This window comes from Curtobacterium sp. VKM Ac-2865 (assembly GCF_015350905.1).
GTDB lineage: Bacteria > Actinomycetota > Actinomycetes > Actinomycetales > Microbacteriaceae > Curtobacterium.
Map to the genome: position 1 here is coordinate 262,709 of NZ_JADKRZ010000001.1, position 13,942 is coordinate 276,650.

Here is a 13,942-nt window from a genome sequence, read left to right on the forward strand (position 1 = left end):
ACGAGCGTACCGGACCCGTCCCCGTGGGATCCGGTGTCGGCGGACGCGCCTACGATTGCGGCATGGCATCGGATCGCTCGGGCATGAACGCGCCCACGACCGGGGGCCGCGTCGGCCTCGCGCAGGGGTCCGTCCCGCTCGCGGTCCGGATGCGTCCCACCAGCCTGCAGGAGGTCGCCGGGCAGCAGCACCTGCTCGGACGGGGCTCCCCGCTGGTGCAGCTCGCCACCGGCACGCGGGACAACCCCGGTGGCGTCTCGGTGATCCTCTGGGGGCCGCCCGGCACCGGCAAGACCACGCTCGCGCAGGCCATCGCCCGGCAGTCCGGGCGGGAGTTCGTCGAGCTGTCCGCCGTGACGGCCGGCGTGAAGGACGTGCGCGAGGTCATGGAGAAGGCCCTGACGCACCGTGACCTCTACGGGTCCACGACGGTCCTGTTCCTCGACGAGATCCACCGCTTCAGCAAGGCGCAGCAGGACGCCCTGCTGCCAGGGGTCGAGAACGGCTGGGTGATCCTCATCGCCGCCACCACCGAGAACCCCTCGTTCTCGGTGATCTCCCCGCTGCTGTCCCGGTCCCTGCTGCTCACGCTGAAGCCCCTGACCGACGCCGACCTCGGCATGCTCGTCGACCGCGCAGTCGAGGACGCCCGCGGGCTGGGTGGCGGTGTGGTCCTCGGGGACGAAGCCCGTGCGGCCATCGTCCGTCTGGCCTCGGGCGACGCCCGTCGGGCACTCACCGCGCTCGAGGCAGCGGCTGCGTCCGCCACCGCTGCACAGGAGGACGACGACGACACCGTCCCGGTGGTGGACGCCGACACGGTGGCGGCCGCCGTCGACCGCGCGCTCCTCCGCTACGACCGCCAGGGCGACGAGCACTACGACGTCATCAGCGCCTTCATCAAGTCCGTCAGGGGGAGTGACGTCGACGCCGCACTGCACTACCTGGCCCGGATGATCGAGGCCGGCGAGGACTCCCGGTTCATCGCCCGCCGCATCATCATCTCCGCGGCCGAGGACATCGGGATGGCCGACCCGCAGGCGCTCCCGATCGCGGTCGCCGCCGCGCAGGCCGTCCAGCTCATCGGCATGCCGGAGGGTCGCATCCCCCTCGCCGAGGCGGTCGTCTACCTGGCGACGGCGCCGAAGTCGAACGCGGCCTACAACGGCATCAACGCGGCGATGGCGGACGTCAAGGCCGGTCGGATGGGCGTCGTGCCGAACCACCTGCGGGACGCCCACTACGCCGGGGCGAAGCGCCTCGGGCACGGCAAGGGGTACGTGTACTCGCACGACGCCGAGCACGGGGTCGCCGAGCAGCAGTACCTGCCGGACGCGCTCGAGGGCACCGAGTACTACACGCCGACCACGAACGGCCACGAGCGCGAGGTCGGTCCGCGACTCGAGCGACTCCGGAAGATCACCCGCGGCGAGTGACCGCTGCGCTTCTGCGCTCGCTGGAACCCTGCTATCGTTGGCGGGCCTACGTCCTGGTTCCCGCGTGCGGCTGCGTCGGGGACAGAGTGCTGCAGATGCAGCACGGGGGCAGAGGTTCGGACTGTAGCCGTCCGATCCCACAGGCTCATCCCTCTGGATCCCTTCACGGGGTCGTCGGCACGTGCGCGTGCCGAGACCCGTGTTCAGTTCAGTTCAGTACAGAGAAAAGGACCCTGTGTCTACCAAGTCACGCACCCGCAGCAAGACCCGCCTGTCGCGCGCGCTCGGCATCCCGCTGACGCCGAAGGCGGCCCGGTACCTCGAGAAGCGCCCCTACGGGCCCGGTGAGCACGGCCGTACGCGCCGTCGTGCGGACAGCGACTACGCCGTCCGCCTCCGAGAGAAGCAGCGTCTGCGCGCCCAGTACGGCATCCGCGAGAAGCAGCTCCGCATCGTCTTCGAAGAGGCCCGCAAGACCACCGGTCTGACCGGTGAGAACCTCGTCGAGCTGCTCGAGACGCGCCTCGACGCCCTGATCGTGCGTGCCGGCTTCGCCCGCACCACGTCGCAGGCCCGTCAGCTGATCGTGCACCGTCACATCCTCGTCGACGGCAAGCTCGTCGACCGCCCCTCCTTCCGCGTCAAGGAGGGCCAGCTGATGCACGTCAAGCCGCGCTCCGAGTCGCTCGAGCCCTTCCAGGTCGCCGCTGCCGGTGGCCACCTGGAAGTCCTCCCGAAGGTGCCGGGCTACCTCGAGGTCGAGATCGACAAGCTCCAGGCCCGCCTCGTGCGTCGCCCGAAGCGTGCCGAGGTCCCCGTGACCTGTGAAGTCCAGCTCGTCGTCGAGTACTACGCAGCTCGCTGATCCACAGCACCACACCCTGAACGGCGGGTCGTCCACAGCGGACGGCCCGCCGTTCGGCGTTCCCGGGGCGGCGACTAAGCTGGTCGGACGCGCGCCGCGGCGCCAGCGAGAGGGAGCCACCGTGAAGCAGTTGTTCTTCGTCGTCATCGGCGTCCTCATCGGGTTCGTCGTCGCCGACCGCGTCGGAGCGAGCTCCGGCGGTGGCGCGTCCGGCAGGGGGAGGTTCCTCGCCCAGGTCGATGCCCGCACGAAGGCCTTCACGGGTGCCGTCGCCGACGGGTACCGCTCGCGCGAGGCCGAGCTCCGCACCGACGACTGACCGTCGTCCCCGCACCGTCGAGCCAGCCCCGACGTCCCCGCGTCGTCCCACCACAAGCACCCGCGTCGTCACACCAGACGCACCCGCCTCGTCCCACGTCATCAGGAAGCACCATGCAGACCGCAGAGATCCGCCGCCGTTGGCTCCAGTACTTCGGTGACCGCGGCCACACCGTCGTCCCGTCCGCCTCGCTCGTCTCGGACGACCCCTCGCTGCTCTTCACGGTCGCCGGCATGGTCCCGTTCATCCCGTACCTGACCGGGCTCGTCCCGTCGCCGTACCCCCGCGCCACGAGTGTCCAGAAGTGCATCCGCACCAACGACATCGAAGAGGTCGGCAAGACCCCGCGGCACGGCACGTTCTTCCAGATGAACGGCAACTTCTCCTTCGGTGACTACTTCAAGGAGCAGGCGATCCAGTACGCCTGGGAGTTCCTGACCTCCCCGGAGCCCGACGGCGGCCTCGGGTTCTCGGCCGACGACCTCTGGGTCACGGTGTACGAGGACGACGACGAGGCCATCGCCTTCTGGAAGCAGCACTCCACGCTGCCGGACGAGCGCATCCAGCGCCTCGGCAAGGACACCAACTACTGGTCGACCGGGCAGCCCGGTCCGGCCGGCCCCTGCTCGGAGATCTTCTTCGACCGCGGGCCCGCGTACGGCATCGACGGCGGCCCTGCCACCGACGACGACCGCTACGTCGAGATCTGGAACCTCGTGTTCATGCAGTACCAGATCGCGGACGTGCGCTCGAAGTACGACTTCGAGATCACCGGCGAACTGCCGAACAAGAACATCGACACCGGCATGGGGCTCGAGCGCGTCGCCTTCATCAAGCAGGGCGTCGACAACATGTACGAGATCGACCAGGTCCGCCCGGTCCTCGACAAGGCCGCCGAGGTCTCCGGTCGCCGCTACGGCGCCGTGCACGAGGACGACGTCCGCATGCGCGTCATCGCCGACCACGTCCGCTCCGCGCTGATGCTCATCGCCGACGGCGTCTCCCCGTCGAACGAGGGCCGCGGCTACATCCTCCGACGCCTGCTGCGCCGCACCGTGCGTGCGATGCGCCTGCTCGGGGTCGAGGCCGCGACGTTCCCGTCGCTCTTCCCCGCCTCGCGTGACGCCATGCAGGACGCCTACCCCGAGGTCGCGTCCGACTACGACCGCATCGCGCGCATCGCCTACGCGGAAGAGGAGACCTTCCTCCGCACGCTCGCGCAGGGCACCACGATCCTCGACGTCGCGGTCGACCGCGCCAAGCAGGACGGTCGCCCCTCGATCGGCGGCGACACCGCGTTCCTGCTGCACGACACGTTCGGGTTCCCGATCGACCTGACGCTCGAGATGGCAGAGGAGGCCGGCGTGCACGTCGACCGTGCCGCCTTCGACACGCTCATGTCGGAGCAGCGGTCGCGGGCCAAGGCCGACGCCAAGAGCAAGAAGACCGCGCTCGCAGACCTCAGCGTCTACAGCGCCTTCCGCGCCGCCGGCGAGACCACCTTCCTCGGCTACGACGCCCTGCAGGCCGAGTCCCGCGTGCTCGGCATCATCGTCGGCGGCGTCAGCGTCGACCGTGCGGTCGTCGGGGACATCGCCGAGGTCGTCCTCAGCGAGACCAGCCTGTACGCCGAGTCCGGTGGCCAGGACGCCGACCAGGGCTCGATCATCGGCAACGGCTTCGACCTCGAGGTCCTCGATGTCCAGAAGCCCGTCACCGGTCTGTGGTCGCACACCGTGCAGGTCCGCTCCGGCGAGGTCGCCGTCGGCGCTCCCGCCACCACGGTCGTCGACGCCGAGTACCGTCGCGGTGCCACGCAGGCACACTCGGCCACGCACCTCGTCAACGCCGCGCTGCGCGACGTCCTCGGCCCCGAGGCCCTGCAGGCCGGTTCCTACAACAAGTCCGGCTACATGCGCCTGGACTTCTCGTGGAGCCAGCCGGTCTCCCTCGAGACCCGCTCCGAGATCGAAGAGGTGGTCAACAGCGCGATCCGCTCCGACCTCCAGGTCTCCACGCGCATCCTGCCGATCGACGATGCCAAGGCCCTCGGCGCGCAGGCGCTGTTCGGCGAGAAGTACGGTGCCGAGGTCCGCATGGTGGACATCGGTGGCCCGTGGTCCCGCGAACTCTGCGGTGGAATCCACGTGGCCTCCAGCGCCCAGGTCGGCCTCGTCAACCTGGTCGGCGAGTCCAGCGTCGGGTCGACGAACCGTCGCGTCGAGGCCCTCGTCGGGCTCGAGGGCTTCCGTGAGCTCGCGGTCGAGCGCACGATCGTGTCCCAGCTCTCGAGCGCGCTGAAGGCTCCCCGCGGTGACCTGCCGGCGCGCGTGCAGTCCCTGATGGAGGACCTCCGCGTCGCGCAGAAGCGGATCGCGGAGTTCGAGTCCGCCGGCCTGCAGCAGCGTGTGCCGGCGATCGCCCGCCTGGCCACCACCATCGGCGCCCTGACCGTCGTCGCCGAGACCGTCGACGGGCTGAAGTCCGCCGACGAGCTCCGGTCGCTCGCCACGAGCGTGCGCGCCCAGCTGGGCACCGAGGCGGCCGTGGTCGTCCTCGGCGCCGTGGTGAACGGCAAGCCGGCGGTCATCGTCGCCACGAACGACGCCGCCCGCAGCGCAGGCGTCCAGGCCGGTCCCCTCGCGAAGGAGGCCGCCTCGGTCCTCGGCGGTGGCGGCGGCGGCAAGCCCGACCTCGCCCAGGGTGGCGGCACCGACGTGGCGGCACTGCCTGCGGCGCTCCGCGCGGTCACCGACCGGCTCGCGGCCTGACCGTGGCGATCCGGTCCGGGCGCCGGCTCGGCATCGACGTCGGCCGCGCCCGGATCGGTGTCGCCGTGTGCGACCGCGACGGGCTCATCGCCACCCCCGTCGAGACCGTCCGGCGCGACGACAAGCACGACCTGCGGCGCATCCTCGCGATCGCGGACGAGTACGACGTCCTGGAGATCGTGGTCGGTCTGCCGCTGTCGATGTCGGGCGGTGACACCCCGTCGACCACGGACGCCCGGACGTTCGCGGCGCGGATCGCCGAGCACCGTCCGGTCCGTCTGGTCGACGAGCGGCTGTCGACCGTCACGGCACAACGGGGCATGCGCGCGGCCGGCCGGACCACGAAGAACTCGCGGGCCGTGATCGACCAAGCGGCCGCTGTTATCATTCTGCAACACGCGCTCGACCACGAGCGCTCGTCCAGCGCCCCTCCTGGGGCCACGCTCCCCGAGTAGGGCTGCCCCCGTCGTCACCGAAGCGGCGGAGCCCCGCGGAGTTCCCACCCGAGAGATCGAGGACCGTTGGCAGACGACCTGGACTGGAACGCGATCATCGCGCCCGGCAACGACGCCGATCGACGGGGCCACAGCACCCGCCGTGACGGCGCGTCAGATGACCGCACCGACAGCCCCGGTGACGCGGACCCGTCCGCAGGTCGCCCGCTCTCCCGCCGGGAGGCCCGTGCCAGGGAGGCAGCAGCGGCTCGCGACGCCGAGACGGCCGGCACGACCGCACCACGGCCGACCACGCAGCAGCAGGCACCGCAGCAGCGGACGCCCCAGGAGCCCACGGCTCCGGCTCCGGCGCCCGAGGTGCGCAGCCCCTTCGACGCGGCCGCGTCGGCACGGGGTGCGGACACCGACACCGCACACCACGACGACCTGGCGACCCTGGCCGCGCCGGCAGCAGCCACGGACAGCGGTGGCGCCGACGGTGGGACCGGCGACGGCGCCGCGGGAGGCGGCGGGGGTGACCGCGGTGACGGCGGCGGGGGAGCCTCCCGTCCGCCCCGCGGTCCCCACGAGCCGCACCGTCGCTCGCGCGGTGCGCTCATCGCGGGCATCGTCATCGTGGCGATCGTCGTCGCAGCCGGTGTCGGCGCGTACGCGTTCGCGGCGCCGAAGGTGCAGCAGGTCGTCGCGGCGTTCACCGGGTCCAGGGAACCGGACGACTACTCCGGCACCGGCACGTCGAAGGTGACCATCACGATCAAGCAGGGCGACATCGGCGAGGACGTCGCGAAGACGCTGCAGCGCAGCGGCGTCGTGAAGACGTCCGGCGTGTTCTACAAGCTCCTGCTCCAGAGCCCGAGCGTGCAGTTCCAGCCGGGCTCGTACGCGCTGAAGAAGAAGATGAGCTCGAAGGCGGCGCTGGCGGCGCTGGAGGACCGGGCGAACCGGGTGGAGGACGCCTCGATCGTCATCCCCGAGGGCACGGTGCTGGCGGACATCGAAGCCGGCATGGTGTCGAAGGCCGGGCTGACCAAGGCCGAGGTGTCCGCCGCGGCGAAGGACGTCGGCGCCTACGGGCTGCCCTCCGGCGTGACCTCACTCGAGGGCTGGCTGTTCCCGGCGACCTACCCGATCAACCCGGGCTGGTCGGCGAAGCAGTACTTCCAGTCCATGGTCGACACCATGAAGCAGCACCTGCAGTCCGCCGGTGTCGCCGAGGCCGACCAGGAGAAGGTGCTCGTCTTCGCCTCGCTCGTGCAGAAGGAGGCCGGGCTCGCCGCCGACTACCCGAAGGTCGCGCGGGTGTTCCAGAACCGGCTCGACCAGGGGATGCGCCTGCAGTCCGACGCCACCGTGGCGTACGGCACCGGCAACACGCACCGGGTCACGACGACCGACGCCGAGCGGAACGACGCCTCGAACCGCTACAACACGTACCAGCACGACGGGCTGCCGCCGGGGCCGATCTCGAACCCGGGCGACATCGCGCTGCAGGCCGTCACCCACCCGGCCGAGGGCAAGTGGCTGTACTTCGTGACGGTCGACCTCGAGTCGGGCGAGACGACCTTCTCGGACACGTACGACGAGCACCTGCAGGCCGTGAAGCAGTTCCAGGCCTGGCTCCGGGCGCACCCCTCCTACCAGTAGCCGCACAGGACCGGGACGGACGCGTCCCGGTCCCGACGGCTGTGGGAGGATGGCACCATGCTTCGTTGGTTGACCGCAGGTGAGTCCCACGGACCCGAACTGATCGCGATGCTCGAGGGCCTGCCCGCCGGCGTCCCCGTGTCGTTCGAGTCCATCCGCACCGACCTCGCGCGGCGCAAGCTCGGCTACGGCCGTGGCTCCCGCATGAAGTTCGAGCAGGACGAGCTCCACGTCTCCGGCGGTGTCCGGCACGGGTTCTCGATGGGCAGCCCCATCGCGATCCGCATCGGCAACACCGAGTGGCCCAAGTGGGTCGAGGTCATGAACCCCGAGCCCGTCGAGCAGACCGAGGCCTCCCGCGGGCGCAGCGCTCCGCTGACCCGGCCGCGTCCCGGCCACGCCGACCTGGTCGGCATGCAGAAGTACGGCTTCGACGAGGCCCGACCGATCCTCGAGCGCGCCTCTGCCCGCGAGACCGCGGCCCGCGTGGCCCTCGGCGCCGTGGCCAAGTCCTTCCTCGCCGAGCTCGGGATGCGTTCCGTGGCGCACACGCTGCAGGTCGGCAGCGTCCGCGTGCCCGACGGGTCGGCGCTGCCGATGCCCGACGACGTCGACCGGCTCGACGACGACCAGCTCCGGTGCTTCGACGCCGACACCTCGGCGCGCATGGTCACCGAGGTCGAGGCCGCGAAGAAGGACGGCGACACCCTGGGCGGCGTCGTCGAGGTGCTGTTCTACGGCGTCCCGCCCGGGCTCGGCTCGCACGTGCAGTGGGACCGGCGCCTCGACGCACGGCTCGCGGCGGCGATCATGGGCATCCAGGCCATCAAGGGCGTCGAGGTCGGCGACGGTTTCCAGACCGCCGGGCGTCGCGGGTCCGAGGCCCACGACGAGCTGTACCGCGAGGACGGCGAGATCATCCGCACGAGCGACCGCGCCGGCGGCACCGAGGGCGGCATGTCCACGGGCACCGTGCTCCGCGTCCGTGCCGGCATGAAGCCGATCGCGACGATCCCGCACGCGCTCCACACCATCGACGTCACCACGGGCGAGGACGCCTCGGCGCACCACCAGCGCTCGGACGTCTGCGCCGTGCCGGCCGCCGGGGTCGTGGCCGAGGCGATGGTCGCCCTGGTGCTGGCCGACGCCGTGCTCGAGAAGTTCGGCGGGGACAACGTCGTCGAGACCAAGCGCAACCTGGAGTCCTACCTGGCGTCGATCCCGGAGACCCTGCGTTCCCGCCGCACCGAGCCGGCTGAGCCCTCCAGCACCTGGTGAGCGTCGGACCAGGGCCCGAGCTCGACCGGCGGGACACCGCGCCCGTCGTCGTGATCGGCCCGATGGGCGCCGGCAAGTCCACGGTCGGCAAGCGCGTGGCGAAGCGGCTCGGCGTGCCCTTCACCGACACCGACCGGGTCATCGCGCGCGAGCACGGCCCGATCCCCGCGATCTTCGCCGACCGTGGCGAGCCCGCGTTCCGTGCGCTCGAGGCCGATGCCGTCGCCGGTGCCATGCGGACCGGCGGGGTCATCGCCGTGGGCGGCGGGGCCGTCACGCACGCCGACACCCGCAGGGCGATGGGCGGCGCCCGCGTGGTGCTGCTGACCGTCTCGCCCGAGGCCGTCGCCGAGCGCATCGCCGGGTCCGACCGGCCGCTGCTGGCATCCGGCGGCATCGACGCCTGGCAGACCATCCTCGACGACCGTGCGGCGACCTACGCCGAGCTCGCGCATGTGGTCGTCGACACCTCTCGTCGCCCCATGGCCCACGTCGTCGACGACGTCGTCGCCTGGCTGCGCGGCGACCACACCGAAGGAGCACCGTGACCGAGACGACCCTGCCAGAAGGCACCACCGAGATCCGCGTCGGCGGTGCGGACGGCTACGTCGTCGCGGTCGGCACCGGCCTGCTCGCGTCGCTGCCCGCGCTCCTCGGACCGCAGGTCGCGAAGGTCCTGATCGTGCACGCCCCCACGCTCGGTGCCCGGGCCGAGGAGCTCCGCGCCGGACTCGTCGAGGCCGGCTTCGAGGCCCTCATCGCGGAGGTGCCGGACGCCGAGGCCGCCAAGCGCATCGAGGTCGCGTCGTTCTGCTGGCAGATCCTCGGGCAGTCCGACTTCACCAGGACCGACGCGGTCGTCGGCCTGGGCGGGGGAGCGGTCACCGACCTCGCCGGGTTCGTCGCCGCGACGTGGCTGCGTGGCGTGCCGTTCTTCGCCGTGCCGACGAGCGTGCTCGGCATGGTCGACGCGAGCGTCGGCGGCAAGACCGGCATCAACACGAACGAGGGCAAGAACCTCGTCGGTGCCTTCTCCGCACCGCGCGCCGTCGTGGTCGACCTCGACCTGGTGCACACCCTGCCGCGCAATGACGTGCTGACCGGGTTCGCCGAGATCGTCAAGGCCGGGTTCATCGCCGTGCCCGAGATCCTCGACATCGTCGAAGCCGACGTCGACCGTGCCACCGACCCGTCGACGCCGGAGTTCCGCCGGGTCGTGGAACTCGCGATCGAGCTCAAGGCGACGGTGGTGTCGGAGGACTTCACCGAGCAGGGGCGTCGGGAGGTCCTGAACTACGGACACACCCTCGGTCACGCGATCGAGCACGCGGAGCGCTACCAGTGGCGGCACGGGGCGGCGGTCTCGGTCGGCATGGTCTTCGCAGCCGAGCTCGCGCGGCTCACCGGGCACCTGGACGACACCACGGTCGACCGGCACCGTTCGATCCTCGAGTCGCTGTCGCTGCCGACGAGCTACCCGCTCGGCCGCTGGCAGTCGCTCCTGGCGACGATGCGTCGGGACAAGAAGGCCCGTGCCGGCATGCTCCGGTTCATCGTGCTCGACGGCGTCGGCAAGCCCGTCACGCTCGAGGGACCCGAGGACCACCTGCTCTTCACCGCCTACCAGGAGGTCGGCGTCTAGCCTGCCGCTACCGCAGCACGCGGCGGGTGCGACGCCACCACCACCGGGCCCGCATCGACAGCGTGAGCACACCGGTCCTCCGGTACTCGTGCAGTTCGGGGAGCGTCGCGCCTTCGAGCCAGGCTTCGAACGCGTCGGCGACCGGGTCGTCCGGTTCACGGAACTCGAGCGCGGGGCGATCGGGAAGTCGGGCGAACATGGCCATCAAGACTGGTCCTTCCGGGAGTGGTCGCGGAGCTGGTGTCTGCGGAGGGCTCGCAGCGCGAGGTTCTGGTCCTCCTTCGGCGCCCACGGTACTTCCGTGAGACGACGCAGCACAGTCGTCGAGATGTCGTGTTCGAACTCGTCAGCGCTGGCTCCGATCGCCCAGACCAGACGCTCCCATGCGTGGTTGCGGTCGTACGACCGACGGGCTCGCGTGGCGGCGATCCAACTCAGGACCGCGGCGACCGCTGAGGCGGCCGCGGCGATCGAGGCGATGAGTGCTGTCTCCATGGCTCGACACTCGCGGATGGCGGCCGGTCACGGGAGCGGGGCGGGCCGACCTGTGGAGGGCCCCCCGAGCCTTCCGGCTGTGGAGGGGGCGGCGACAGGCGCCCAGCACGGGGGAGCATGCTGAACGGGTGCCAACACCACCCCGTCTGAGCGACCTCGGCGCCCGGCCGGACGCCGACGCGGGAACCCTCCGGTCCCGCGCGCGCCGCTTCGCCGAACTGCTGTCCATCGCCCGCCGGCACGGCCTCGTGCCGTTCCGACGGCTCGACTTCACACGTGACCCGGAGACCTCGGACAAGCGCCGGGACCAGGCCGAGCACCTGCGCCGTGCGCTCGAAGAGGCGGGCGGCGGCTTCGTGAAGATGGGGCAGCTGCTCTCGACCCGCGACGACCTGCTGCCCGAGGAGTGGATGGAGGGCCTGGCGCACCTGCAGCGGGACGTCACCCCGGCGGACCCGCAGGCCGTGGCCGACCTGCTCACCGCGGACCTGGGCGCCCCGGTCGCCGAGGTCTTCCAGTCGTTCGACCCGAAGCCGGTGGCGGCGGCGTCGATCGCGCAGGTGCACCGCGCACGGCTGCACGACGGCACCGCGGTCGCCGTGAAGGTCCAGCGGCCCGGCATCGACGCAGCCGTGCGGCAGGACGTCGACATCGCGCTCCGCGTCGTCCGGTTCCTCGCACGGACCTCGGCGGAGGCGCGCCAGGTCGGGGTCATCGACGTCGCGACCCAGTACGGCGACGACCTGATCCGGCAGGTCGACTTCTCCTCCGAGCTCCGCAACCTCGAGGCGCTCCGCGCGGCCCAGGCCAGGAGCGCCCGGCCGGACGAGGTCCGCTTCCCCACGCCGTACCCGGAGCTCTCGGGCCGGCGGGTGCTGGTGATGGAGTTCCTCGAGGGGGACACGCTCAGCGCGATCCGTGCCTCCCGGGTCGACCGCGACCTCGACGAGCCGATGCGGGCGATCCTCCGGTCGTTCCTGCGGCAGGTCGTCTTCGACGGGATCTACCACGGTGACCTGCACCCGGGGAACGTCCTGCTGCTGCCAGACGGTCGCCCCGCCCTGATCGACTTCGGGTCGGTCGGACGCCTCGACCCGACCCTGCGCGACACCGTGCAGGAGCTCGTCGCGGCCTACATCCAGGACGACACCTCGCGGATCGCGGACGCGGTGCTGCGGATGGCGCCGGTGCGCCGCGTGCAGGACGAGGCCGACTTCCGCCGGGACATCGCCCGGTTCGTGGCCGACGAGCTCGGTCCTGGCGCACGGATCGGCGTGGAGACCGTGGACGACGCGGTCGAGGTCTTCGGGCGCTACCGGCTCAAGCCACCGCCGGACTTCGTCGCAGCCGCCCGGGCGCTGGCGATCTTCGAGGGGACCCTGCGCACGCTGCTGCCCTCGTTCGACCTGCTCGACGAGTCCCGCAACCTGGCCCGCGAGCAGATCCGCGACCAGCTCCGCCCGAGCGTGCTGCGGGACGTCGCCGCACGCGAGCTCTTCGGCCTGTTCTCCACCGTCCGACGCCTGCCCCGGCGGATCGACCGCATCGGCGAGGCGATCGAGGACAACCGGCTGTCGGTGAACATCCGCCTGCTCGCCGACCAGCGTGACCGGCGGACGGTCTCGGGCATGATCCGACGGATCCTGCTCGTGCTGCTCGGAGCGGGGGCCGGTGTGCTGGCGATCGTGTACCTCGCGTCGCCGGCGCGGCCCACGGCGGTGCTGAGCACCGGGGTGGCCGGCGGGCTGCTCGGCGGGACGGCCGTGGTGCTGCTCGTCTGGGCGGCGATCGACGCCTGGCGGGCGCGTCGGCGCGAGTAGCGCGCGCGACGGCGCGGAGTCCCGCGACGACGCGGGCTCCCCGCGACTGCGCGGGCTCCCGCGACGGCGCGCGTGAGGCCGTCGGCTACACTCGTCCGGGGCCCCAGCGCCCGCAGATCTTCACTCCTCAACACGAACGGGACATCGACTCTCATGGCCAGTACCACTGACATCAAGAACGGCGCCGTTCTCATCATCGACGGGCAGCTCTGGTCGGTCGTCGAGTTCCAGCACGTCAAGCCCGGCAAGGGTGGTGCGTTCGTCCGCACCAAGCTGAAGAACGTCGTCTCCGGCAAGGTCGTCGACCGCACCTTCAACGCGGGCGCGAAGATCGAGACCGCGACGGTCGACCGCCGCGACTACCAGTTCCTCTACGAGGACGGCGACTCCTACGTGTTCATGGACACCGACACCTACGACCAGGTCCCGGTCCCCGCGACCGTCGTCGGCGACGCGAAGAACTTCCTGCTCGAGTCCGCGATGGTCACCCTCGCGATGAACGAGGGCAACCCGCTCTACATCGAGCTCCCGACGTCGATCGTCACCGAGATCGAGACCGAGCCCGGCCTGCAGGGCGACCGTTCGTCCGGTGGCACCAAGCCCGCGACGATCAAGGCCACCGGCTACCAGATCCAGGTCCCGCTGTACCTCGAGACCGACACCAAGGTGAAGATCGACACGCGCGACGGCAACTTCCTCGGCCGCGTCAACTAGGGCCGCCGGATGAGTGCTCGTTCGAAGGCCCGCAAGCGCGCGCTCGACATGCTGTACGTGGCGGAGGTCCGGGAGCTCCCGATCGCCGACGTCCTCGCGACGGAGACCGTCCGTCACCTCGACAACCCCGAGCGGGCGTCGAGCTGGGACTACGCCCGCCAGGTCGTCACCGGGGTCGACGAGGCCCGTCGCGAGATCGACGACGTCATCGTCGACCACGCCCAGGGCTGGTCGATCGCCCGCATGCCGGTCCTGGACCGCTGCATCCTGCGCATGGGCGTCTGGGAGATCCGCTTCAACCCCGAGGTGCCCGACGCCGTCGCCATCTCGGAGGCCGTCGAGCTCGCCCAGTCGCTGTCGACCGACGACTCCGCCGGCTTCGTGAACGGCGTCCTCGGCGCCGTCGCCGGGGGCCGTGCACCGTCCGGTCGGACGGTCGCCGGAGACCAGGAGTCCCGCTAGGGTTGACCACGTCCGCATCCTTTAAATGCCGTCCTGAGAGG

The 13,942-nt window shown here is 71.3% G+C and carries 14 protein-coding genes; 12 read left to right on the forward strand and 2 right to left on the reverse strand.

The window, feature by feature from the left end; all coding sequences use genetic code 11:
• Positions 1–83: 83 nt before the first annotated feature.
• The 9 genes from ITJ54_RS01150 (at position 84) to aroB (ending at position 10,410) form a co-directional block, all read left to right on the forward strand.
• The gene (locus tag ITJ54_RS01150; RefSeq protein ID WP_194626177.1) at positions 84–1,436 is read left to right on the forward strand and encodes a replication-associated recombination protein A; all 1,353 of its coding nucleotides are present in this window, start codon (positions 84–86) and stop codon (positions 1,434–1,436) included.
• A 235-nt stretch (positions 1,437–1,671) separates the two neighbouring features.
• The gene (gene rpsD / locus ITJ54_RS01155) at positions 1,672–2,301 is read left to right on the forward strand and encodes a 30S ribosomal protein S4 (RefSeq protein WP_194625521.1); all 630 of its coding nucleotides are present in this window, start codon (positions 1,672–1,674) and stop codon (positions 2,299–2,301) included.
• 121 nt (positions 2,302–2,422) lie between these two features.
• Positions 2,423–2,620, forward strand: a complete 198-nt coding sequence (locus ITJ54_RS01160) for a hypothetical protein (protein ID WP_194625522.1) — start codon at positions 2,423–2,425, stop codon at positions 2,618–2,620.
• Between the two features lie 113 nt (positions 2,621–2,733).
• Positions 2,734–5,391 (forward strand): alanine--tRNA ligase, encoded by a 2,658-nt coding sequence (gene alaS / locus ITJ54_RS01165; RefSeq protein ID WP_194625523.1) that lies wholly within the window; start codon positions 2,734–2,736, stop codon positions 5,389–5,391.
• An 8-nt stretch (positions 5,392–5,399) separates the two neighbouring features.
• Entirely contained in the window at positions 5,400–5,846 is a 447-nt protein-coding gene (ruvX, locus tag ITJ54_RS01170) for a Holliday junction resolvase RuvX (RefSeq protein ID WP_194626178.1), read from the forward strand.
• 66 nt (positions 5,847–5,912) lie between these two features.
• Positions 5,913–7,490 (forward strand): endolytic transglycosylase MltG, encoded by a 1,578-nt coding sequence (gene mltG, locus ITJ54_RS01175; RefSeq protein ID WP_194625524.1) that lies wholly within the window; start codon positions 5,913–5,915, stop codon positions 7,488–7,490.
• A 57-nt stretch (positions 7,491–7,547) separates the two neighbouring features.
• Entirely contained in the window at positions 7,548–8,768 is a 1,221-nt protein-coding gene (gene aroC / locus ITJ54_RS01180; RefSeq protein WP_194625525.1) for a chorismate synthase, read from the forward strand.
• Positions 8,765–9,316, forward strand: a complete 552-nt coding sequence (locus ITJ54_RS01185) for a shikimate kinase (RefSeq protein ID WP_323741550.1) — start codon at positions 8,765–8,767, stop codon at positions 9,314–9,316. Before aroC ends, ITJ54_RS01185 begins: the two co-directional genes overlap by 4 nt.
• Complete coding sequence (aroB, locus tag ITJ54_RS01190) at positions 9,313–10,410, forward strand: 3-dehydroquinate synthase (protein ID WP_416354884.1); 1,098 nt, start codon at positions 9,313–9,315, stop codon at positions 10,408–10,410. The genes ITJ54_RS01185 and aroB overlap by 4 nt, the downstream gene beginning before the upstream one ends.
• A gap of 7 nt (positions 10,411–10,417) precedes the next feature.
• Here aroB and ITJ54_RS01195 read toward each other — a convergent pair whose 3' ends face one another.
• Both ITJ54_RS01195 and ITJ54_RS01200 read right to left on the reverse strand, forming a co-directional pair.
• Complete coding sequence (locus tag ITJ54_RS01195) at positions 10,418–10,615, reverse strand: hypothetical protein (RefSeq protein ID WP_194625526.1); 198 nt, start codon at positions 10,613–10,615, stop codon at positions 10,418–10,420.
• The gene (locus ITJ54_RS01200) at positions 10,615–10,905 is read right to left on the reverse strand and encodes a hypothetical protein (RefSeq protein ID WP_194625527.1); all 291 of its coding nucleotides are present in this window, start codon (positions 10,903–10,905) and stop codon (positions 10,615–10,617) included. Before ITJ54_RS01200 ends, ITJ54_RS01195 begins: the two co-directional genes overlap by 1 nt.
• 128 nt (positions 10,906–11,033) lie before the next feature.
• On the opposite strand from ITJ54_RS01200, the gene ITJ54_RS01205 reads away from it, so the two are divergent.
• From ITJ54_RS01205 to nusB, 3 genes are all read left to right on the forward strand, one after another.
• Entirely contained in the window at positions 11,034–12,725 is a 1,692-nt protein-coding gene (locus tag ITJ54_RS01205; RefSeq protein WP_194625528.1) for an ABC1 kinase family protein, read from the forward strand.
• A 153-nt stretch (positions 12,726–12,878) separates the two neighbouring features.
• On the forward strand, positions 12,879–13,439 hold the full coding sequence (gene efp / locus ITJ54_RS01210) for an elongation factor P (RefSeq protein WP_071275071.1): 561 nt from the start codon (positions 12,879–12,881) through the stop codon (positions 13,437–13,439).
• 9 nt (positions 13,440–13,448) lie between these two features.
• On the forward strand, positions 13,449–13,901 hold the full coding sequence (gene nusB / locus ITJ54_RS01215; protein ID WP_194625529.1) for a transcription antitermination factor NusB: 453 nt from the start codon (positions 13,449–13,451) through the stop codon (positions 13,899–13,901).
• The last annotated feature ends 41 nt before the right edge of the window (positions 13,902–13,942 follow it).